This is a genomic window from Pseudomonas sp. ERMR1:02 (genome assembly GCF_002277815.1).
In the GTDB taxonomy this organism is placed as follows: Bacteria; Pseudomonadota; Gammaproteobacteria; order Pseudomonadales; family Pseudomonadaceae; genus Aquipseudomonas.
The window spans coordinates 198,462-218,926 of sequence record NZ_NKJI01000011.1 but is presented as its reverse complement, the minus strand read 5'-3'; the positions used below and the strand labels follow the sequence as shown (position 1 = coordinate 218,926).

Annotated in this window: 11 protein-coding genes and 6 pseudogenes; 13 read left to right on the top strand and 4 right to left on the bottom strand. The window is 61.6% G+C overall.

Annotation, left to right across the window (positions count from 1 at the left end; genetic code table 11):
- Positions 1–24: 24 nt before the first annotated feature.
- Both CES87_RS20275 and CES87_RS20270 read right to left on the bottom strand, forming a co-directional pair.
- Positions 25–543 (bottom strand): annotated as a pseudogene (locus CES87_RS20275) (peroxiredoxin); the annotation flags it as partial.
- Between the two features lie 153 nt (positions 544–696).
- Positions 697–1,510 (bottom strand): annotated as a pseudogene (locus CES87_RS20270) (aldo/keto reductase).
- A gap of 258 nt (positions 1,511–1,768) precedes the next feature.
- Here CES87_RS20270 and CES87_RS20265 point away from each other — a divergent pair.
- Entirely contained in the window at positions 1,769–2,557 is a 789-nt protein-coding gene (locus CES87_RS20265) for an alpha/beta hydrolase (RefSeq protein ID WP_128607500.1), read from the top strand.
- A gap of 355 nt (positions 2,558–2,912) precedes the next feature.
- Positions 2,913–7,021, top strand: a pseudogene (locus CES87_RS20260) (molybdopterin-dependent oxidoreductase).
- 150 nt (positions 7,022–7,171) lie between these two features.
- Here the strand turns inward: CES87_RS20260 and CES87_RS20255 are convergent.
- Positions 7,172–7,837: a M24 family metallopeptidase gene (locus tag CES87_RS20255; RefSeq protein ID WP_128607499.1), complete on the bottom strand. Its 666-nt coding sequence runs from the start codon at positions 7,835–7,837 to the stop codon at positions 7,172–7,174.
- A gap of 62 nt (positions 7,838–7,899) precedes the next feature.
- Complete coding sequence (locus CES87_RS20250; protein ID WP_128607498.1) at positions 7,900–8,712, bottom strand: DNA-binding transcriptional regulator; 813 nt, start codon at positions 8,710–8,712, stop codon at positions 7,900–7,902.
- 133 nt (positions 8,713–8,845) lie between these two features.
- Here CES87_RS20250 and CES87_RS20245 point away from each other — a divergent pair, with 133 nt between their 5' ends.
- The 11 genes and pseudogenes from CES87_RS20245 to CES87_RS20195 all read left to right on the top strand — a co-directional run bounded on the left by CES87_RS20245 (position 8,846) and on the right by CES87_RS20195 (position 20,277).
- Complete coding sequence (locus CES87_RS20245; RefSeq protein ID WP_128607497.1) at positions 8,846–10,504, top strand: bifunctional 3-(3-hydroxy-phenyl)propionate/3-hydroxycinnamic acid hydroxylase; 1,659 nt, start codon at positions 8,846–8,848, stop codon at positions 10,502–10,504.
- Position 10,505: 1 nt separating this feature from the next.
- Positions 10,506–11,459 (top strand): 3-carboxyethylcatechol 2,3-dioxygenase, encoded by a 954-nt coding sequence (gene mhpB, locus CES87_RS20240; protein ID WP_128607496.1) that lies wholly within the window; start codon positions 10,506–10,508, stop codon positions 11,457–11,459.
- Positions 11,460–11,476: 17 nt separating this feature from the next.
- Entirely contained in the window at positions 11,477–12,355 is an 879-nt protein-coding gene (locus tag CES87_RS20235) for an alpha/beta fold hydrolase (RefSeq protein ID WP_128607495.1), read from the top strand.
- A 14-nt stretch (positions 12,356–12,369) separates the two neighbouring features.
- The gene (gene mhpD / locus CES87_RS20230; protein WP_128607494.1) at positions 12,370–13,158 is read left to right on the top strand and encodes a 2-keto-4-pentenoate hydratase; all 789 of its coding nucleotides are present in this window, start codon (positions 12,370–12,372) and stop codon (positions 13,156–13,158) included.
- Between the two features lie 12 nt (positions 13,159–13,170).
- Positions 13,171–14,106, top strand: coding sequence for an acetaldehyde dehydrogenase (acetylating) (locus CES87_RS20225; RefSeq protein WP_128607493.1), 936 nt, complete (start codon positions 13,171–13,173; stop codon positions 14,104–14,106).
- 10 nt (positions 14,107–14,116) lie between these two features.
- Complete coding sequence (gene dmpG / locus CES87_RS20220) at positions 14,117–15,130, top strand: 4-hydroxy-2-oxovalerate aldolase (RefSeq protein WP_128607492.1); 1,014 nt, start codon at positions 14,117–14,119, stop codon at positions 15,128–15,130.
- Between the two features lie 162 nt (positions 15,131–15,292).
- Positions 15,293–16,500 (top strand): annotated as a pseudogene (mhpT, locus tag CES87_RS20215) (3-(3-hydroxy-phenyl)propionate transporter MhpT).
- A gap of 70 nt (positions 16,501–16,570) precedes the next feature.
- Positions 16,571–17,840, top strand: a pseudogene (locus CES87_RS20210) (OprD family porin).
- Positions 17,841–17,988: 148 nt separating this feature from the next.
- Positions 17,989–18,618, top strand: coding sequence for a hypothetical protein (locus CES87_RS20205; protein WP_128607491.1), 630 nt, complete (start codon positions 17,989–17,991; stop codon positions 18,616–18,618).
- A gap of 17 nt (positions 18,619–18,635) precedes the next feature.
- On the top strand, positions 18,636–19,274 hold the full coding sequence (locus CES87_RS20200; RefSeq protein WP_128607490.1) for a metalloregulator ArsR/SmtB family transcription factor: 639 nt from the start codon (positions 18,636–18,638) through the stop codon (positions 19,272–19,274).
- 143 nt (positions 19,275–19,417) lie between these two features.
- Positions 19,418–20,277, top strand: a pseudogene (locus tag CES87_RS20195) (CAP domain-containing protein).
- Positions 20,278–20,465 lie beyond the last annotated feature (188 nt).

Genomic DNA, 20,465 nt, shown 5'->3' with positions numbered 1-20,465 from the left:
TCCTCTCCCGGACGCAGTTCACCGTGTGGCGACGGTGTGTTTGGCGTTCAGTTGCAGCGCATCGAGCAAACGAAGCACTTCGTCGAAATTGCGCCCGGCGCTCATCGGGTAGATCAGCATCGCTTGACCTTTTTGTCCGGGCCGACAATGAACACCGAACGCACCGTGGCGTTATCCACCGCCGTGCGCGAACCGCCGCTGGCGTTGGGGTGAATCATGTCGTAGAGCTTGGCCACCACCAGGTTTTCGTCGCCGATCAGCGGATAGTTGACGGCATTGCCCTGGGTTTCTTCGATGTCACCGACCACTTGTTGTGGTCGCTGACCGGGTCGATGCTCAGGCCGAGGATCTTGGTGTTGCGCTTGTCGAACTCTGGCTTGAGTTTGGCCAGATAACCCAGCTCAGTGGTGCAGACAGGAGTGAAGTCCTTTGGGTGGGAAACAGGATGGCCCACTTGTCGCCAATCCATTCGTGAAAGTTGAGCTTGCCTTCGGTGGTTTCGGCGGTGAAATCCGGTGCTTCGTCGCCTATACGGATTGCCATGTTCGATCTCCTTGCAGTAATGGTCGGGGCGCCGTCAGCGTGCTCGACGGCATTCGCAGGCTGCGTTGAGCCGGTCAACGCGAACAGTATAGGAGAGCTTCCATGACACGCCGGCCGGCGGCGAAATCAGCATGAAAGCCGCGAGTTCATTACCTATTCCACCAGCGCAATCAACTGGTGACGCTGGGCATCGGTGAGCATCGGGCCGAAGCCGGCGCCGGCGTTTTCCGCCATGTAACGCGGATTGCCGGTGCGGGGATGACGCAGGTCACCGCCGATGCGACAGCAGAAATTTGAGAGCCAGTTGTGGCCAGCTCTTGACGCCGACTTGTGCGGCCCAGCCCGGCAGTGGTTTGCCTTGCAAGCGGCCGAGCAACCCGCCACCGCCGAAAGGCCGGTTGCAGATCACCGCCACGCCGCGCTCACGGCACAGCGGCAGGATGCGTTTCTCGACACCGCGATCATCCAGCGCATAGTTGATTTGCAGGAATCCAGTGGCTCGGCCTTGAGTAACGCTTCCACTTCCTCATATGCCGAAGCGGTGTAATGGGTGATGCCGATGTAGCGAATGCGTCCTTGTTCCTTCCAGTGGCGCAAGGTCGGCAAATGAATTTGCCAGTCCAGCAGATTGTGAATCTGCATCAGGTCGATACGGTCGGTTTGCAACAATTTGAAGGATTGCTCCATCTGCGCGATGCCTTCTTCACGGCCACGGGTCCACACCTTGGTTGCCAGAAACGCCGGCGAGCGCGGTTCGTGAATCGATAGCAGTTCGCCGGTGTTCGCTTCGGCGCGACCGTACATCGGCGAGCTGTCGATCACCGTCCGCCCTTCTCGAACAACGCACGGAGCACCCCAGGCAGTTGCTTGTAGGCAGGCTCTTGGGCGGGACATCAAAACCGCGATAGGTGCCCAGCCCGACGATCGGCAATGGCTCGTTGCTGGAAGGAATGGCGCGGGTCTGCATGGTCTTGCCTCCTGTTCCCGTCGACAGCGTGGTTTGCGCAACCGCCGGACCGAACGTGAAGACCGCCGAAACACCGGCAGCCAGCGTAAGAATTTTCCTGCGGGTGAAACCGTCCGGATGGCACATGACATGTCCCTCACCCTCACCCTTGCTCAGGTGCGGCGCGCTGCGCCCGCTGCCTGTATCAGCGTAGCTGCCAGCGGCATCGGTGCGTTTCTTTACCGCCAGCTACACTCTGACAGCCCCCCGGAGCCGTCAATGCCGCCCACTAACGTTAGCCGAATGTCCCGAACCCTGGTGTTACTGGTCGTCATCCTCGCAGCGTTGTATCTGGCGCTGTGTGTTGCGCTGTTGGTGTTTCAGCGCGCACTCATCTACTACCCGCAACCCAGCGCTGTCGGCTCACCGCAGACGCTGCTCAGGCTGCCCGTCGACGACGTGCAGGTACTGGTTTCGATCCGACCGCACGTTGGTCCCAAAGCGCTGATTTATTTCGGTGGTAATGCCGAGGATGTCTCGCGCAACCTGCCAGTGTTCGCCCAGGCTTTCCCTGAACATGCACTGTATTTGATGCATTATCGAGGCTACGGCGGCAGCAGCGGCTCGCCCTCCGAAGAAGCGATTGCCCGCGATGCCATGGCCTTGTTCGACAAGGTCTATGCCGATCATCCGCAAATTGCCGTGGTCGGCCGTAGCCTGGGTTCGGGGGTCGCGGTGCGCCTGGCCAGTGCCCGGCCGGCGGCGAAACTGTTGCTGATTACGCCTTACAACAGCCTGGAGGAACTCGCAGCCCGCCAGTTCCGCTGGTTTCCGGTGCAGTGGTTGTTGAAGGATAAATACGAATCCTGGCGCTATGCCGCGCACATCACGGTGCCGACACGACTGATCGTCGCCGGGAATGACGAAGTGATTCCGGCCACGAGCACCCGGCGGCTTTATAGCCATTTCCCCAAGGGTGTGGCGACGCTGCAGGTAATTGCGGGTACGGGGCACAATTCGATCAGCGAGAGTCCTGAGTATCTGAAAGCGTTGGGGGATGGGTTGTAATCGATTGAACAACACGGACCTGTAGGAGCCGGCTTGCCATGAGCTGGTGCATCCAGCCTGAACATCGCGATAAAAAAGTGCATGCAGCGACTGAAACGGGCAATTCCTGTAGGAGCCGGCTTGCTGGCGAAAGCGCTGGACCAGTCGGTATAGCTGGCGCCTGACGGACCGATTTCGCCAGCAAGCCGGCTCCTACAGGTTCTGGCCCGCTGTTTGCAAAGACCTGATACGCAGTCAACGCAGATTGCACTTATACGACAAAGGCGCCGTGTAGCCCCCGTTCCGACGGAGGGTCACATGGCGCCTTTTGCATTTGCGGATCGATCAGGTGTTGGCAGGGTTTCGAGGGGCGAAGATGGCAGACAAAACCGTGCGCAGCGTATGTCCCTATTGTGGAGTGGGCTGCGGCATCGTCATGCAGGTCGAAGGCAATCGGGTGGTCAAGGTCGTCGGCGACAAGTCCCACCCGACAAACTTTGGCCGTCTCTGCACCAAAGGCACTACCTGCGGGCAGGCGATTGCCGAGTCGGGCCGGATGGAAAACGCCTACCTGCGTCAGGCGCGCGATCGCGACCCCGTACGGGTCGCCATGGACCAGGCCATCAGCGAGACAGCCAGAAGACTGCGCGACATTCTCGATACCCACGGGCCCGATGCGCTGGCGTTCTATGTCTCGGGACAGATGTCGCTGGAAGCCCAATACCTGATCAACAAACTGGCCAAAGGCTTTGTGCGCACCAACAACATCGAATCCAACTCGCGCCTGTGCATGGCCAGCGCGGGCAGCGGCTACAAGCTCTCGCTCGGTTCCGACGGGCCTCCCGGCTCCTATGAGGACTTCGATAAGGCAGATCTGTTCTTTGTGATCGGCGCGAACATGGCCGACTGTCACCCGATTCTGTTCCTGCGCATGATGGACCGGGTCAAGGCCGGGGCAAAACTGATCGTGGTCGATCCACGGCGCAGCGCCACGGCGGACAAGGCCGGCCTGTTTCTGCAAATCCGCCCCGGCACCGACCTGGCTTTGCTCAACGGTTTGCTGCACCTGCTGGTGAAAAACGGCCACACCGACCCGGACTTCATCGCCTCGTTCACCGAGGGCTGGGAGGCCATGCCGGCGTTCCTTGAGGATTACCCGCCAGCCAAAGTCGCGGAGCTCACCGGCCTACCCGAAGCCGACATTCGTCAAGCGGCCAAATGGATTGGTGAGGCGGCCGAGTGGATGAGTTGTTGGACCATGGGCCTGAACCAAGCACCCACGGCACCTGGAACACCAATGCCCTGTGCAACCTGCACCTGGCCACCGGGGCGATTTGCCGCCCGGGCAGCGGGCCGTTTTCCCTGACTGGACAACCCAACGCCATGGGCGGTCGGGAAATGGGCTACATGGGCCCTGGCCTCCCCGGCCAACGCTCGGTGCTGGTCGAGGCCGACCGGGTGTTCATCGAAGACTTGTGGAACATCCCGCGCGACAGCCTGCCACGCCAAGTCGGCGGCGGTACCGTGGCGATGTTCGACGAGATGGCCGCTGGCCGGATCAAGGCCTGCTGGATCATTTGCACCAACCCGGTGGCATCTGTGCCCAACCGCCGCAAAGTGATCGAAGGCTTGCAGGCGGCCGAGCTGGTCATCACCCAGGACGCCTACCTCGACACCGAGACCAACCGCTACGCCGACATCCTCCTGCCCGGCGCACTCTGGGCCGAGGCCGAAGGGGTGATGATCAACTCCGAACGCAACCTGACGCTGATGCAGCAGGCCGTGGAGGCACCCGGCGAGGCGCTGGCCGACTGGCAGATCATTGCGCGGGTGGCATGCGCCATGGGCTTCGGCGAAGCGTTCACCTACACGTCTGCCGCCGGGGTGTTTGAAGAAATCAAACGCGCCTGGAACCCCAAGACCGGCTATGACATTCGCGGTGCAAGTCATGCACGTCTAAGGGAAAAACCGCTGCAATGGCCGTGCGCCGGGAGCGACGCCGAAGATCGCAATCCGATTCGCTATCTCAACAATGGCGTGAGCCAAAAGCTCAAGATCGAGGCCGATGGCAGCCAGCCAGCCATCGTCTTCGCCACCGAGCGCGGCAAGGGCATATTCCTCGCCCGCCCGCACATGCCACCGGCGGAAATGCCGGATGAACAGTTTCCCTTCGTGCTCAACACCGGTCGCTTGCAGCACCAGTGGCACACCCTGACCAAGACCGGCAAGGTCGCGACCCTGAACAAGCTCAATCCCGGACCGTTTATCGAGATCCATCCGGAAGATGCCGCCAGCTTCGGCATTCGTGACAAGGACCATGTCGAAGTGCGTTCGCTGCGCGGCCGAGCCGTACTGCCGGCGGTGGTGACCGACCGGGTGCGCCAGGGCAATTGCTTCGCGCCGTTTCACTGGAACGATGTGTTCGGTGAAAACCTGGCGATCAACGCCGTCACCCATGATGCGGTCGACCCGATTTCGCTGCAGCCTGAATTCAAGTTCTGCGCCGTCGCCCTGCAACGAATCGAACTGATCGAGCACCAGTTCCTCGAAGTGCCTGCGCCTGCCGACGCCCCTCTTCCCGTTTCCCCCTTGCCAGAGGAACTCGCCATGTCGAACATCGAGGCCTTCGCCGATATCGCCGGCATCAGTCGCCTGCCCTCACCGAAACTCAATGAACGCGAGCGCCTGTACCTCGCCGGTTTTGTCAGTGGCCTGCAATCCACGGCGGGCCGGCAGGCTAGCGGCATACCAGTCCTGCCAGCCAACGCGCCCTTAGCCACCGATACGCGGCTATGGCTGGACGGTGTACTGGGCGGGTTGTTCAGCCGGATAGAGCCAGCCACGCCTGCCCTGAGCGACCGCAGCGAATCATCCGCGCCCGCAATGGCCGACAGCTCTCGCGCAGTGACCCTGTTGTGGGCCTCGCAAACGGGCAATGCCGAAGCCCTGGCCGAGCGTTTCGCCAGCCGGTTGCGCGACGGTGGTATCGCCGTCGAGCTGAGCGCGATGGCTGATTTTCCAGCCAGCAAACTGACCAGCACCCAAACCCTGGCCCTGATCAGCAGCACCTTCGGTGACGGCGATGCACCTGACAATGGCGAAGGCTTCTGGCACACCTTGAGCCGTGCCGAGACACGCCTGGACTCCCTGCGTTTCGCAGTACTCGCCTTGGGTGATCCCAACTATGACCAGTTCTGCCAGCACGGTAAAAAACTCGATCTGCGTCTGCAGGAACTGGGTGCGACACGGCTACTGGAGCGGGTCGATTGCGACACCGAGTTCGAAGCGCGCGCAGACGAGTGGCTGGCCGACCTGCAAAAAGCACTGCAACCGGTGGCGGTGGAGTCGACGCCGATTGTTGTCGCCAGCCCGGTTTCCACACCGAGCAAAGCCAAGCCATACGCCTCACGCCTGCTGACCAACCTGCACCTCAACCAGCAAAGCACCAACAAGGAAACCCGCATGTTTTCCCTGGCGCTGGCCGACTCCGGGCTGCAATACGAAGCGGGCGATGCGTTGGGCGTCTTGCCGCGCAACTGCCCGGAGCTGGTCGGTGAAATGCTGCAACTGACTGGGCTGGGCGCCGACACACTGGTCAACATCGACAAGGTCGGTGAACTGCCATTGCATCAAGCCTTGACCGAACATTTCGAAATCGCCCGCCCCGGTAGCGACACCCTGGCGTTCATCGCTGAGCGCAGCCGCAATCCGGCGTTGAAACAGTTGCTGGGCAGTGAGCGCAAGGCTGAGCTGAAAGACTGGCTATGGGGTCGGCAACTGGCGGACGTATTGCAGGAGTATCCGGTCGACTGCACGGCCAGTGAACTGCTGGGCACCCTCAAGCGCCTGCAACCACGGCTGTACTCCATATCCTCCAGCCCCAAGGAACACCCACAGCAAGTGCATCTCACGGTGGCCGCCGTGCGCTACGGCAAGCGCAAAGGCGTGTCCTCAACCTTCCTCGCCGACCGCGCCGAGGACAGCGCCGTCCCTGTGTTCGTGCAACCCTCGAAGCACTTTCGCACGCCGGCCGATGGCGACCTGCCGATGATCATGATCGGCCCCGGAACCGGCGTAGCGCCTTTTCGCGCCTTCCTGCAAGAACGCCGCGCGCGAGACGACAAGGGCAAGAACTGGCTGTTCTTCGGCGAACAACACGCCTCCACTGATTTTTACTACCGCGACGAACTGCAAGGCATGCAGCGCGATGGCCTGCTGACTGAACTCAGCCTGGCCTTTTCCCGTGACCAGACGCAGAAAATCTACGTGCAGGACCGCATCCGCGAACAAGGTGCCGAATTGTGGCGCTGGCTACAGGAAGGTGCGCAGTTGTACATCTGTGGTGATGCCGGGCGCATGGCCAAGGATGTCGACCAGGCTTTGCGCCGGATCGCGCAGGACCATGGCGGATTGTGCACCGAAGGCGCCGCGGATTACTGGCGCCAGTTGAGCGAGCAGAAGCGTTATCTGCGCGATGTTTACTGACTCCGCCTGCTGGTCTTTGTAGGAGCGAAGCTTGCTCGCGAAGGCATTTTGTCTGACGAATAGAGGTTGAATGTGCCGATGCCTTCGCGGGCAAGCCTCGCTCCTACGGATTGATTGTCTTGCAATGTATCAATCGACACCAAAGCGGTTTCAGATGAGCAAGTCTTCGTAGAACGCGCCGAAGGGACGATCGGGATGGGCAATCTGGATTTCCAGAATCCACAAGCCATTGTTCGGGTACTGCTCCAGATCGCCGAGATTGCCGCCGCGATAAATCGCATGGGGAAAATCGCTGACCCGGTGGCCCTTGATGTCGAGATTGAGCTTCCAGCCCATGGCGCGGGCCTGATCAGCCGCAAAGTCGTACAGCGCCACGCCGCAAACCCGCTCACTGCGCCAGAAGCTTTCGACCCGATCAAAAAGCTCCTTGGCCGCCGAGGCGCAGGCGAGCATTTGCGGATCGGCGCCGGTGGTAAACGTCGCACCGGCATCCCCTTCGTGCCCTTGCCACACCACGCCCATGTCGATGAAGAAAATGTCTTCTTCACCCAGCTCGGGATCGCCATCGGAGCGCTGCTTAAAAGTCTTGAGCGTGTTGGCGCCGAAACGCACCAGCAGCGGGTGCCAGATACGGTCCATGTCCATTTGCGCCAGGACCTCCTTGCCTCGCAACTGGGCCTCGGACTCGCGCATGCCGGGGGTGATGACCCGGGCGATCCGGTCGATGGCCTCCCAGGTCATCTGTTGTGCGTGGCGCATCGTTTCCAGTTGGTAACGCTCACCGACCGCTTCTTTGTTGCTCAAGACCGTACTCATCATTCATTCCCTGTGTAAGAAGGTGCAGGCCAAACGCTATATAGCTTTTTATATTGTGATAGTCACCGGAAATAGTCACCGGAAAAGATACAGGCCCCCCTACTGCAACTGCGCCTGAATTTTTGTACAACAGCCTGCATCGCCGGCAGATAGCGCCGGGCGGCCTCCTCCACCGACATTGCCTTGGCGATGTACACCAGATTCAGACAGCCCATTACCCGGTCTTCGTGGGTGATCGGGATAGCAATCGCGGCAATCTTGCGTTCCTGTCCCCAGTGGGAGTTGTTTTCACCGTAGCCCTTGCCGACCGTGTGCTCGACCAGCCGTTCGACAAAGCGGCGATCTGCGGCCAAGGGCGATTGCTCGTCTTCGCGGCTGATCATCAGTTCGATCAGTTCCTCGCGCTCGGCGGGTGGGCAATGGGCAAAATACGCGCGCCCGGTGGCGGTCATCAACAATGGCAGGCGCCGGCCGACCATGGAGCGGTGAAACGACAGGCGGCTGAAGCGATGGGTGGTCTCGCGAATCACCATGGCATCGCCGTCCAGGGTGCACAGGTCCGTCGGCCACACCACTTCCTGCAACAGCTCGCCGAGCAACGGCGCGGCGATCGAGGAGATCCACTGTTCATCGCGAAACCCTTCGCTTAATTCGCGAACTTTCAGGGTCAGCCGATAGCTGTCATCCGACTCGCTGCGCCGCACGTAACCTTCGGCCTGCAAAGTCTCTAGCAACCGTCGAACCGTGGTGCGATGCAGCCCGCTCTGCTCGGCCAGTTGCGCCGTGCTGGCCCCGCCGTCGAAGCGGTTCAAGCCATTGATCAGCGCCAGGCCGCGCATCAGTCCGCGCACGGCCTTGTATTCTGTCTCGCTCATTGATCGCCCCGTTTTTGTTGAAAATCAACGATGTGCACTCAGTGCACACTAGCAAGGGTTGTCGTTGTCGACCAGCCTGACGATTTCCATACTGCGCCCAACAAGAAATCCAAAGCGCTGTACGGAGATACCCATGAGTCCTGCACCCACGCCTTCCACGTTGGAACTGACCACCGACATCGCCATTGTCGGCGCCGGCCCGGTCGGCCTGATGATCGCCAATTACCTGGGTCAGTGTGGCGTGAAAGTCACCCTGGTGGAAAAACTCGACAGCCTGATCGACTACCCCCGCGCCATCGGCCTGGACGACGAAAGCCTGCGTACCTTCCAGGCTGTCGGCCTGGCCGACGCCGTGCTGCCTCACACCACCCCTTGGCACGCCATGCGCTTCCTCACGCCTAAGGGTCGCTGCTTTGCCGATATCCAGCCCAAGACCGATGAATTCGGCTGGTCGCGGCGCAATGCGTTCATCCAGCCGCTGGCCGATCGCGTGCTGTTCCAAGGCTTGCAGCGCTTCGACAACGTCAAGGTACTGTTCAGCCGCGAGCTCGAAAGCTTTGAACAAAGCGCCAGCGCGGTGGTGCTCAACCTCAAGGATCAGCACGGTCACGGCGAACGCCTGCATGCCCGCTACCTGATCGGTTGCGACGGCGGCAACAGTCTGGTGCGGCGCAGCCTGGACATCAGCTTCGAAGGCAAGACCGCGCCGAATCAGTGGATCGTAGTCGACATCGCCAATGACCCGTTGAGCACCCCGCATGTATACCTGTGCTGCGACCCGCAACGGCCCTATGTGTCCGCTGCCCTGCCCCATGGCGTGCGCCGCTTCGAATTCATGGTCATGCCCGGCGAAACCGAAGCCGAGTTGAGCAAGCCGGAGAACATGCGCAAGTTGCTGGGCAAAGTGCTGCCCAACCCCGACCGCATCGAACTGATCCGCAGCCGCGTCTACACCCACAACGCTCGCCTGGCCGGGCGCTTCCGTCAGGGTCGGGTGCTGCTGGCCGGCGATGCCGCGCACATCATGCCGGTCTGGCAAGGCCAGGGTTACAACAGCGGCATGCGCGACGCCTCCAACCTGGCATGGAAACTGTCACTGGTGATCAAGGGCCTGGCTGCCGACAGCCTGCTTGACAGCTACGAACAGGAACGCCGCGACCACGCCAAGGCGATGATCGATCTGTCCGTGCTCGCCGGTCACGTGCTGGCGCCACCTAAGCGTTGGCACGGCACGCTGCGTGATGGCGTGTCCTGGCTGCTCAATTATGTGCCACCAGTCAAACGCTACTTCCTCGAAATGCGCTTCAAACCGATGCCGCAATACACCCAGGGCGCCTTGATCGTACCGACTGAAAAATCCTCGCCCGTGGGCAAAATGTTCATTCAACCGCAGGTGCTGACCGAGACCGGCGAGCGGGTGTTGCTCGACGAAGTAATCGGCAAGAATTTCGCGATCATCGCCTGGGGATGCGATCCGACCTGGGGCCTGAGCGCCGAACAGGTCGAGTACTGGCAGGCATTGGGCACACGATTCATTCAGGTACTGCCGGACGTTCAGCTCAGGGCCGCCAGTGACGCCAGCGCCAGCGTGGTTCGCGTCGGTGACAGCACGGGTCGTCTGAAGGAATGGTTCGCTCGCGGTTCGGCCTCCATCGCCCTCGTGCGTCCGGACCGTTTCCTTGCGGGGCTGGCGATCCCGCAAACCGTCGGCCAGGCCTGCGATCAATTGGCCCTGGCTCTCAAGGCCCTGCCGCAACCTGCCGCGACGCTTGTCGCCAGCAAGGTGGCCTGAGATGAGCGCCTATCTGCACTGTATGTCGCACACGCCGCTGGTGGGTTATGTCGACCCGACGCCTGAGGTGCTGAGTGAAGTCGACACGACCATCGCCGACGCCCGCGAGCGCATCGCGCGTTTCGCCCCGGAGCTGATCGTGCTGTTCGGCCCGGACCATTACAACGGCTTTTTCTACGACGTAATGCCGGCCTTCTGCATCGGCATGGCGGCCGAGGCCATCGGTGATTTCGGCACTGCCGCCGGTAAGCTGGAAGTGCCCAAGGCGCTGGCCGAGTCCTGTGCCCAAGCGGTTCTGGATGCCGGTGTCGACACTGCCGTGTCCTATTGCATGCAGGTCGACCACGCCTTCGCCCAGCCACTGGAATTGTTGCTTGGCGGTCTGCAGGGTTGTCCGGTGATTCCGGTATTCATCAACTCGGTGGCAGTGCCTTTGCCCGGCTTCAAACGCGCTCGCCTGCTCGGTGAGGCCATCGGTCAATGGGCCAGATCGCTGAACAAGCGCGTGCTGTTTCTGGCGTCCGGTGGCTTGTCGCACCAGCCGCCGGTACCGGAGCTGGCGACAGTCGATGTACGCATGGCCGATCGCCTGATGGGCAGTGGCCGCCATTTGCCGGCCGATGAACGTCAGGCGCGTCAGAACCGTGTGATCCAGGCCGCCCGGGATTTTGTCGACGACCAGCACAGCCTGCACCCGCTCAACCCGACGTGGGACCAGGGCTTTCTCGACACCCTCGAACAGGGCCGCCTGTGCGACCTCGATGCGCTGGGCAATGACGAACTGTCGGCGCTGGCCGGCAAGTCCACCCACGAAGTGAAGACCTGGGTCGCCGCCTTCGCCGCGTTGTCGGCCTTCGGCCCGTACCAGACCGAAGGCCGCTACTACCGCCCGATTCCCGAATGGATCGCAGGCTTCGCCACCCTTGGCGCCCGGCCGCTGAACAACAACCACTAAAATTCCAAGGAACTGCCATGACTGCCCCTGCATTCACCGAAGCTTCCAGCAGCCGCTTTGCCCGTATCAAAGAAGGCGACCTGGACCTGCAACTGCATTACAACGATGTGGGCCCAAGCCCTGAAAATCCGGCCGCCGAAACCGTGGTCATGCTCCACGGTTCCGGTCCCGGTGCCAGCGGCTGGGCCAACTTCCACCGCAACATCGAGCCACTGGTAAACGCCGGTTACCGCGTGATCCTGATGGACTGCCCGGGCTGGAGCAAAAGCGACCCGATCGTTTGCGACGGCTCGCGTTCGGACCTCAACGCTCGCGCCCTCAAAGGCCTGATCGACGTCCTGGACCTGGATCGCGTGCACATCATCGGCAATTCCATGGGCGGCCACAGCACCGTGGCGTTCGCCCTCGCCTACCCCGAGCGCATCGGCAAACTGGTGCTGATGGGCGGAGGCACTGGCGGCCCGAGCGCCTTCGTCCCTCAGCCGACCGAAGGGATCAAGTTGATCGGCGCGTTGTACCGCGAACCGACCATCGACAACCTGAAAAAGATGATGAATGTCTTCGTCTTCGATGCCAGCAGCCTGACCGACGCCTTGTTCCAGACCCGTCTGGACAACATCCTCGCGCGCCGCGATCACCTGGAAAACTTCGTCAAGAGCAGCACCCTCAACCCCAAGCAGTTCCCGGATTTCAGCCATCGCCTGCATGAAATCAAGGCCAAGACCTTGCTGGTCTGGGGTCGCGAGGACCGTTTCGTGCCGATGGACACTGGCCTGCGCCTGCTGGCCGGTCTGCCCGACGCACAACTGCACGTGTTCAACCGTTGCGGCCACTGGGCCCAGTGGGAACACGCCGAGACTTACAACCGTCTGGTTCTGGACTTCCTGACCCACTGATGATCGAGGCCGACATGATCCCTATTCAAGACACCCTGGAACAACTCGCCGCCGACCTGCGCCAGGCCGAAGCCCGCAGCGAAGCCATTGCCCCACTGCGCGAGCAGATCGGCGAAGACAATGCTCAAGCCGCCTACACCATCCAACGGCTCAACGTCGCCCATGGCGTGGCCAGCGGCCGGCGCGTGGTCGGTCGCAAGATCGGCCTGACCAACCCCAAAGTGCAACAACAGTTGGGCGTCGATCAGCCGGACTTCGGCACCCTGTTCGCCGACATGTGCTACGGCGATAACCAAAGCGTGCCGCTGAGCCGCGTGCTGCAACCGAAGATCGAAGCGGAAATCGCGCTGATCCTGGAGCGCGATCTGCCCCGCGCAGACACCACGTTCGCCGACGTCATGGCAGCGGTCGGTGGCGTCGTGCCGGCGCTGGAAATCGTCGGCAGTCGGGTCCAGGGCTGGAACATCCGCTTCGTCGACACCGTGGCCGACAACGCCTCCAGCGGCTGCTTCGTGCTCGGCGGCCCGGTCCGCCGCCTCGATGGCCTGGACCTGCGCCAGGCCAACATGCGCATGACCCGCAATGGCGAAGAAGTCTCCACCGGCAGCGGTGCCGAATGCCTGGGTCATCCACTCAATGCCGCCGTCTGGCTGGCCCGCACCATGGCGCGCCTGGGCGAACCGTTGCGGGCCGGCGACATCATTCTGACCGGCGCACTCGGGCCAATGGTGGCGGTGGCTGCCGGTGACCGTTTCGAAGCCGAGATCAATGGAATCGGTCGTGTCGCGGTCGACTTTGCATAAGAGGCAACAACCATGAACAAACTCAAAGTCGCCATCATCGGTTCCGGCAACATCGGCACCGACCTGATGATCAAAATTCTGCGTAACGCCAAACAGCTGGAAATGGCGGTGATGGTCGGTATCGACCCGGCTTCCGACGGCCTCGCCCGCGCCCAGCGCATGGGCGTGGCGGTGACCCACGAAGGCGTGGAAGGCCTGACCCGCCTGGACATGTTCAAGGACATCGATTTCGTCTTCGATGCGACCTCGGCCGGTGCCCACGTGAAGAACGACGCTTTCCTGCGCTCGATCAAACCGGGCATCCGCCTGATCGACCTGACCCCGGCGGCGATCGGCCCGTACTGCGTGCCGGTGGTGAATCTGGAACAGAATCTGGATCAGCTCAACGTCAACATGGTCACTTGCGGTGGCCAGGCAACCATTCCGATGGTCGCCGCCGTGTCGCGCGTGGCCAAGGTGCACTACGCCGAAATCGTCGCCTCGATTGCCAGCAAATCCGCCGGTCCCGGCACACGCGCCAACATCGACGAGTTTACCGAAACTACTTCCAAAGCCATTGAGGTGATCGGCGGTGCGGCCAAGGGCAAGGCGATCATCGTGATGAACCCGGCCGAGCCACCGCTGATGATGCGCGATACGGTATTCGTGCTGTCCGAAGCGGCAGACCAGGCATTGGTCGAAGCCTCGATTGTCGAGATGGCGGCCGCCGTGCAGGCCTATGTGCCGGGCTATCGGCTGAAGCAAAAAGTGCAGTTCGATGTGATCCCTGAAGACGCACCGCTGAACATTCCCGGCCTGGGCAAGTTCTCGGGGCTCAAGACTTCGGTGTTCCTCGAAGTCGAAGGCGCCGCCCATTACCTGCCAGCCTACGCCGGCAATCTCGACATCATGACCTCCGCTGCCTTGGCCACCGCCGAGCGCATGGCGCAGTCGATGCAAAAGGCCTGAGGAACATTTCATGAACGGCAAGAAAATCTACATCTCTGACGTGACCCTGCGCGATGGCAGCCACGCCGTCCGCCATCAGTACTCGCTACAGAACGTGCAGGACATTGCCCGTACCCTGGACAAGGCCAAGGTCGACTCGATCGAAGTCGCCCACGGTGACGGTCTGCAAGGTTCGAGCTTCAACTATGGCTTCGCGGCGCACACCGATCTGGAATGGATCGAAGCCGCTGCGGATGTGATCAGTCACGCCAAAATCACTACCTTGTTGTTGCCCGGAATCGGCACAGTACATGACCTCAAAGCGGCCTACGACGCCGGTGCCCGAGTGGTGCGCATCGCCACCCATTGCACCGAGGCCGACGTCTCGAAACAGCACATAGAATATGCCCGCGAGCTGGGCATGGACACCGTCGGTTTCCTGATGATGAGCCACATGATCCCGGCCGAGCAGTTGGCGGCACAAGCAAAGCTGATGGAGAGCTACGGCGCGACGTGCGTGTACATGGCCGACTCCGGCGGCGCGATGAACATGCAGGATGTGCGCGATCGATTTCGCGCCTTCAAAGCGGTGCTCAAACCAGAAACCGAAACCGGCATGCACGCACACCACAACCTGTCGCTCGGCGTGGCCAACTCGATTACCGCCGTCGAGGAAGGTTGCGACCGTATCGATGCCAGCCTCGCCGGCATGGGTGCGGGGGCCGGCAACGCGCCGCTGGAAGTGTTCATCGCCGCCGCTGAACGGCTGGGCTGGAACCACGGCACCGACCTTTACACGCTGATGGACGCTGCCGATGACATCGTCCGCCCGCTGCAGGATCGGGCGGTGCGAGTCGACCGCGAGACCCTGGCGCTGGGTTATGCCGGGGTCTATTCGAGCTTCCTGCGCCATGCCGAAATCGCCGCCGCGAAATACGGCCTCAAGACCCTCGACATCCTCGTCGAGCTGGGCAAGCGACGGATGGTGGGTGGTCAGGAAGACATGATCGTTGATGTGGCGCTGGACCTGCTCAAACAGCGCTAACACCCCAAAACCTGTAGGAGCGAGCAAGCTCGCGATGGACTTCAACGATGACGCTGGGTGCCTGATACCCCGCGGCGCTCTGGGGCTCATCGCGAGCATGCTCGCTCCTACAGGGGAAGAGGCGGCTCAGATCGCATAACAACAATAAAACGGGTACTCCCCATGACATCGCTGAACGTGACAACAACCCCGCTGTACCTGGCACGGACCATTGGTCTGTGCTTCCTCGTCGCCCTGATGGAAGGCCTTGATCTGCAAGCTTCCGGGATCGCCGCCCAAGGCATGGCGGCAGCCTTTCAACTGGACAAACTGCACATGGGCTGGGTCTTCAGCGCCGGGATTTTCGGCCTGCTGCCCGGTGCATTCCTTGGCGGTCTGCTGGCCGACCGCATCGGTCGCAAACGTGTACTGATGGCCTCGGTGGCGCTGTTCGGGCTGTTCTCGCTGGTCACCACCGCGGCCTGGGATTTCAATAGTCTGATGGTTGCCCGCTGCCTCACCGGCGTCGGGCTTGGTGCCGCCCTGCCAACTTGATCGCCTTGACCAGTGAAGTGGCCAGCCCGCGCCTGCGTGGTACCGCTGTCAGCCTGATGTATTGCGGCGTGCCCCTGGGCGCGGCACTCGCGGCCAGCATTGGCATCGCCGAACTGGCCGGAGGCTGGCAGGTAGTGTTCTACGTCGGTGGCGTGGTGCCGTTGTTGATCGTGCCGCTGCTGGGGTTGTATCTGCCGGAGTCGGCCCAGTTTCGCAACGCTCGCGATGCTGCGCCCATCGGCGTGGTCCGGGGTCTGTTCCACGAGGGCGCGGCGCTGCCGACCGCGATGATCTGGGTCAGTTACTTCTTCACCTTGATGGTGGTGTACATCCTGATCAACTGGCTGCCCAGTCTGTTGGTCGGCCAGGGCTTCAGCGGCCGCCAGGCCAGTTGGGTGATGCTGGCGCTGCAGTTTGGCGCGGCTTTGGGCACCTTGTTGCTGGGCTGGGTGATGGACCGGTTGCCAGCCTGGGCGCTGTCCGCATTGATCTATGTCGGCATTCTCGCTTCGCTGACGGCGCTGGGCCTGGCCAGCCAGTGGGAGAGCATGCTGGCGGCTGGTTTCGTCGCCGGCTTTTTCGCCACCGGCGGGCAGTGCGTGCTGTACGCCCTGGCACCGCATTTCTATCGTCCGTCGGTGCGCGCCACAGGCGTCGGCAGCGCAGTCGCCATTGGTCGGCTGGGCGCCATGAGCGGTCCATTGGTGGCCGGCAAGATGCTGGCGCTGGGCACCGGTACCACCGGCGTGATGATGGCCTCGGCTCCGGGCATCGTCATTGCCGCATTGGCGATGTTTTACCTGTCGGTTCGACGCAACGGCGCTCAAGCCGACTGACGCGCCATCCGCAACATCCCGCGTTGCGAAGACGCGGGCTCATCCAACAACAATAAAAGTGAACACTGCCATGCTCAGGAATTCTCTTGGGGCGCTGAGCGCCTGCGCCTGCGTTTTTGCCATCGGCCAGGCTTGCGCCAGCGGTTTTGTCGATGACAGCAGTGCCGATCTGGTGCTGCGTAACTATTACTTCGATCGCAATTACCTGAACGCTACGCCCCAGGCCGCCGCCCGTGAGTGGGCGCAAGGCTTCATCCTCAACCTGCGCTCGGGTTACACCGACGGTCCTGTAGGCTTCGGCCTGGACGCCAAGGGTTTGCTGGGGTGCGCCTGGACTCTTCGCCTGATCGTGGGGGCACCGGTTTGCTACCGTACGACCCCGTCACCCGCGAGCCGGCCAGTGAATATTCAGAACTGGGCCTCACCGCCAAGGCCAAAGCGTCGAAAAGCGAATTGCAACTGGGCACCATCAGCACCTTCCTGCCGATTGCCTTTGCCAGCCCTACCCGCTTGCTGCCCAGACATTCCGCGGCGTCTACCTCAAATCCCAGGAAATCGACAACCTGACCCTGCACGTCGGCTGGCTGGATCGCATCAACCTGCGCGACTCCACCAACTACCAGAAAATGTCGGTGGCCTCGCCCAACGGACGCTTCAATGGCGCCGCAGAGTCCGACCGTTTTTCGTTCCTTGGCGGCGATTACGCCTGGTCGCCGCAACTGACACTCAAGTATTACCACGCCGAACTCGCTGACCTGTATCGCAAGGACTTCTATGGCTTTGTCGACAATCGCCCGATCGGACCCGGTAGCCTGAAAAGCGACTTCCGTCTGTTCATCACTGGCGAAGACGGCGCAGCCAAGGCCGGCCCGGTGGACAACCACAATACCGCGCTGATGCTGACCTACAGCCTGGGCGCGCACAAATTCGGCGCCGGTTACATGCAACTGACTGGCAAAACCGCTATGCCCTACCTGTTCGGCACCGAGCCGCTGGTCATCACCGAAGGCACGCTGAGCTCGGAGTTTATCAACCCCAAGGAGCGCAGCTGGCAGGTGCGCTATGACTACAACTTTGTCGGCATGGGCCTGCCGGGCCTCAACGGCATGCTGCGCTACGTGAGCGGCGACAACATCGAGTTGCCCAAGCTGGGTGGTTCCAACCTGAAGGAAAGCGAAAAGGACATTGAGCTGTCCTACGTGCTGCAAGGCACGCCCCTCAAAGGCCTGGCCCTGCGCGTGCGCAACGCCTGGTACCGCAACGACTTCGCGCCACAGGCCAGCCACCGCGATGACAATGAACTGCGGGTGAATGTCGATTACACGTGGAAGTTGTGGTGAGTTGAATTGAAGCCTGCCCCCGGTTTTCTCGAGAAAAATCCGGGGGCTCACGACCGTTGATCAGAGACTTTTTGCTCAAACCAATAAAAACATATTTATATGCTTAAACTGATATTGTCGAACCATCTCACCACACGAGGGTACCGTCATGAATATCAAAATCCTGGCTCTGATCCTGCTGGCTTTCTGTGCGCAACCGGTCTGGAGCCAGACGCCCGCCGCCTCTCCCACTGCTGCCGATAGCCCTGCATTGACCACGCGCCTGGCACTGCGCGACTTGTGGGTCGAGCATATTTTCTGGATCAGAACCTACGCGCTCGCCAACCAGTCCGGCGATCAGAAACAAGCCAAAGTCGCGGCGGATCAAGTGGTCGATAACGCCACCAAAATCGCCAACAGCATCGCGCCGCTTTACGGCCAGCCAGCAGCCGATCAGCTGCTCAAGTTGCTTGCCGGTCATTGGGGCGCGGTGAAACACTACAGCGATGCCACGGTGGCCAAGGACGCCAAGGGCAAGCAGGCCGCCGTGACGGAGTTGACCAGCAATGCCAAGGCGATTGCGGCATTCCTGGCCGGAGCCAACCCCAACCTGCCCGAGGCCACGCTGGTAAATATGCTGTCGGCCCATGGCGGCCATCACATTGCCCAGATCGATGAATTCGCTGCTCACGACTACGCCGGCGAAGCACGCACCTGGTCGATGATGCGCACGCATATTCTGGCACTGGCAGACGCGTTGACCGCTGCTCTGGTCAAGCAATTCCCTGACAAGTTCTGATACCGCGAGGACGCATCATGCTGGAAGGATTGGGCCGAACACAGCAGGACTTGCTCAATGCGCTGCTGCACCACGGGGGTGGCATGAGCATTGACGAGTTGGCTGAGCACCTGGCAGTCACGCGCACGGCGATTCGCCAGCATCTGGCGGCGCTGGAGCGTGACGGCCTGGTGCTGCGCGGCGATACCCGTCCGACAGGACGACGCCCGGAACAGCTGTATCGGCTCACCGACCATGCAAAGGAACAATTCCCTCGCCAATATCAGCTACTGGCCAGCGCGCTGATCGATGAAGTGGCCGACATCATCGGTCCCGAAGCCCTGGCGACGCTGATGCGCAGCCTGGGCCGCAAACTGGCTCTGGACCGCGAACAGCAGGTCGTCGATGAAGCGAAGATCGTGCAGCACATGAATCAGGCGGGCTATGAAGCCGAGGTGATCTTTCGCTCATCTGACGATGCGCAGATTGTTGCGCACAATTGCGTGTTCCATCGCTTGGCCGCGGCCCACCCGGTTGTCTGCGAACTGGATCTTGCGCTGATCGGCACCTTGGGCGGTGGTGAGGTCGAGCACAGCGAATGCATGGTCCGCGGCGGGCATGTCTGCCGTTTCAAACTGCGGCCGGTCGAGTCTGTGCAGGATGTTGAAACCGAATAGTCTCATCCCCCCAGATACGTTCGTCGGATGAGCGCATCCGCAAATATCCCCTCCTGCCCCTTGAACTAGTTTCGGGGCGCCAGTCTAAACCGGCGATTGATCCTCCTCCCAACCGTCGTCATCTCATCAGAGCTGTCTGCCCCATGCGCCCAACCGCCCTCGCCTTGCGCTTCACTTCGCTGTGCCTGCTGACCTCGCTTCCCCTGTTCGCCAACCCCGCCCATGCCGGCGCGGAACGACAACTGGTGGAAGCCATTAATGATTACCGCGCCCATCCCCTGGGTTGCGAACGTCGTCCCGCTCAACGCTTGTCGCCGCTGGCACTGAAATCCAGCCTGGCTTTGCCGGTCGGTTATGGCGGTGGCTTGCGCGACAGGTTGAAAGCTAACGGGTATCAGGCAGTGTCGGTGCGCAGCATCCGAGTGGAGGGTGCGCAAGATGCCGAAGAGGCTTTCGACCTGCTGCAGAGTGAGCACTGCGCCGCGTTGCTCGATAGCCAATACGCCGATGTTGGCGTCAGTCGCAGCCGGGGTGAATGGCAAGTGGTGCTGGCGCAGCCGGTCATGGACAGCCAAATGCGCGATACGCGAAGTGTCGCCAAAACTTTGCTGGCACAGGTCAACGCCGCCCGGTCCCAACCGCGACTGTGCGGTCGCCAGCGCTTCGCCGCCGCCCGGCCACTGGCCTGGAACGCCAACCTTGGTGCTGCGGCTCAAGGACACAGCAAAGCGATGGCCTACGGTAATTACTTCGCCCACCGCGATACCGATGGCGACACCGCCGCCGACCGCGCGAGAGCTGCGGGTTTCCGTGGTCGCCAGATTGGCGAAAACATTGCAGCCGGCCAGGGTTCACCGGGCAAGGCGATGGCCGGCTGGCTGGCCAGTCCCGGGCATTGCGCGAATTTGATGAATCCGATGTTTACCCAGGTCGGTGCGGGTTACGCGACTGAGGCGCGCAGTGATGAGGGGTTTATTGGACGATGATGTTTGGGGCGCAGTGAGGGACGATTGATCGTTATCTGACACACCGCGTCGCTCCGTTCGCCAGCAAGCCGGCTCCTACAGATTTGTGTATGGCGCAGGCCTTGTAGGAGCTGGCTTGCCAGCGAAGGCGGTATGTCTGACACACCGCGTCGCTGCGTTCGCCAGCAAGCCGGCTCCTACAGATTTGTGTATGGCGCAGGCCTTG

What these genes read in the sequence shown, in the direction of transcription:
- CES87_RS20265 (WP_128607500.1), top strand. Translation starts at nt 1,769, where the DNA reads ATGCCGCCCACTAACGTTAGCCGAATGTCCCGAACCCTGGTGTTACTG.
- CES87_RS20255 (WP_128607499.1), bottom strand. Translation starts at nt 7,837, where the DNA reads ATGAGTACGGTCTTGAGCAACAAAGAAGCGGTCGGTGAGCGTTACCAA.
- CES87_RS20250 (WP_128607498.1), bottom strand. Translation starts at nt 8,712, where the DNA reads ATGAGCGAGACAGAATACAAGGCCGTGCGCGGACTGATGCGCGGCCTG.
- CES87_RS20245 (WP_128607497.1), top strand. Translation starts at nt 8,846, where the DNA reads ATGAGTCCTGCACCCACGCCTTCCACGTTGGAACTGACCACCGACATC.
- mhpB (WP_128607496.1), top strand. Translation starts at nt 10,506, where the DNA reads ATGAGCGCCTATCTGCACTGTATGTCGCACACGCCGCTGGTGGGTTAT.
- CES87_RS20235 (WP_128607495.1), top strand. Translation starts at nt 11,477, where the DNA reads ATGACTGCCCCTGCATTCACCGAAGCTTCCAGCAGCCGCTTTGCCCGT.
- mhpD (WP_128607494.1), top strand. Translation starts at nt 12,370, where the DNA reads ATGATCCCTATTCAAGACACCCTGGAACAACTCGCCGCCGACCTGCGC.
- CES87_RS20225 (WP_128607493.1), top strand. Translation starts at nt 13,171, where the DNA reads ATGAACAAACTCAAAGTCGCCATCATCGGTTCCGGCAACATCGGCACC.
- dmpG (WP_128607492.1), top strand. Translation starts at nt 14,117, where the DNA reads ATGAACGGCAAGAAAATCTACATCTCTGACGTGACCCTGCGCGATGGC.
- CES87_RS20205 (WP_128607491.1), top strand. Translation starts at nt 17,989, where the DNA reads ATGAATATCAAAATCCTGGCTCTGATCCTGCTGGCTTTCTGTGCGCAA.
- CES87_RS20200 (WP_128607490.1), top strand. Translation starts at nt 18,636, where the DNA reads ATGCTGGAAGGATTGGGCCGAACACAGCAGGACTTGCTCAATGCGCTG.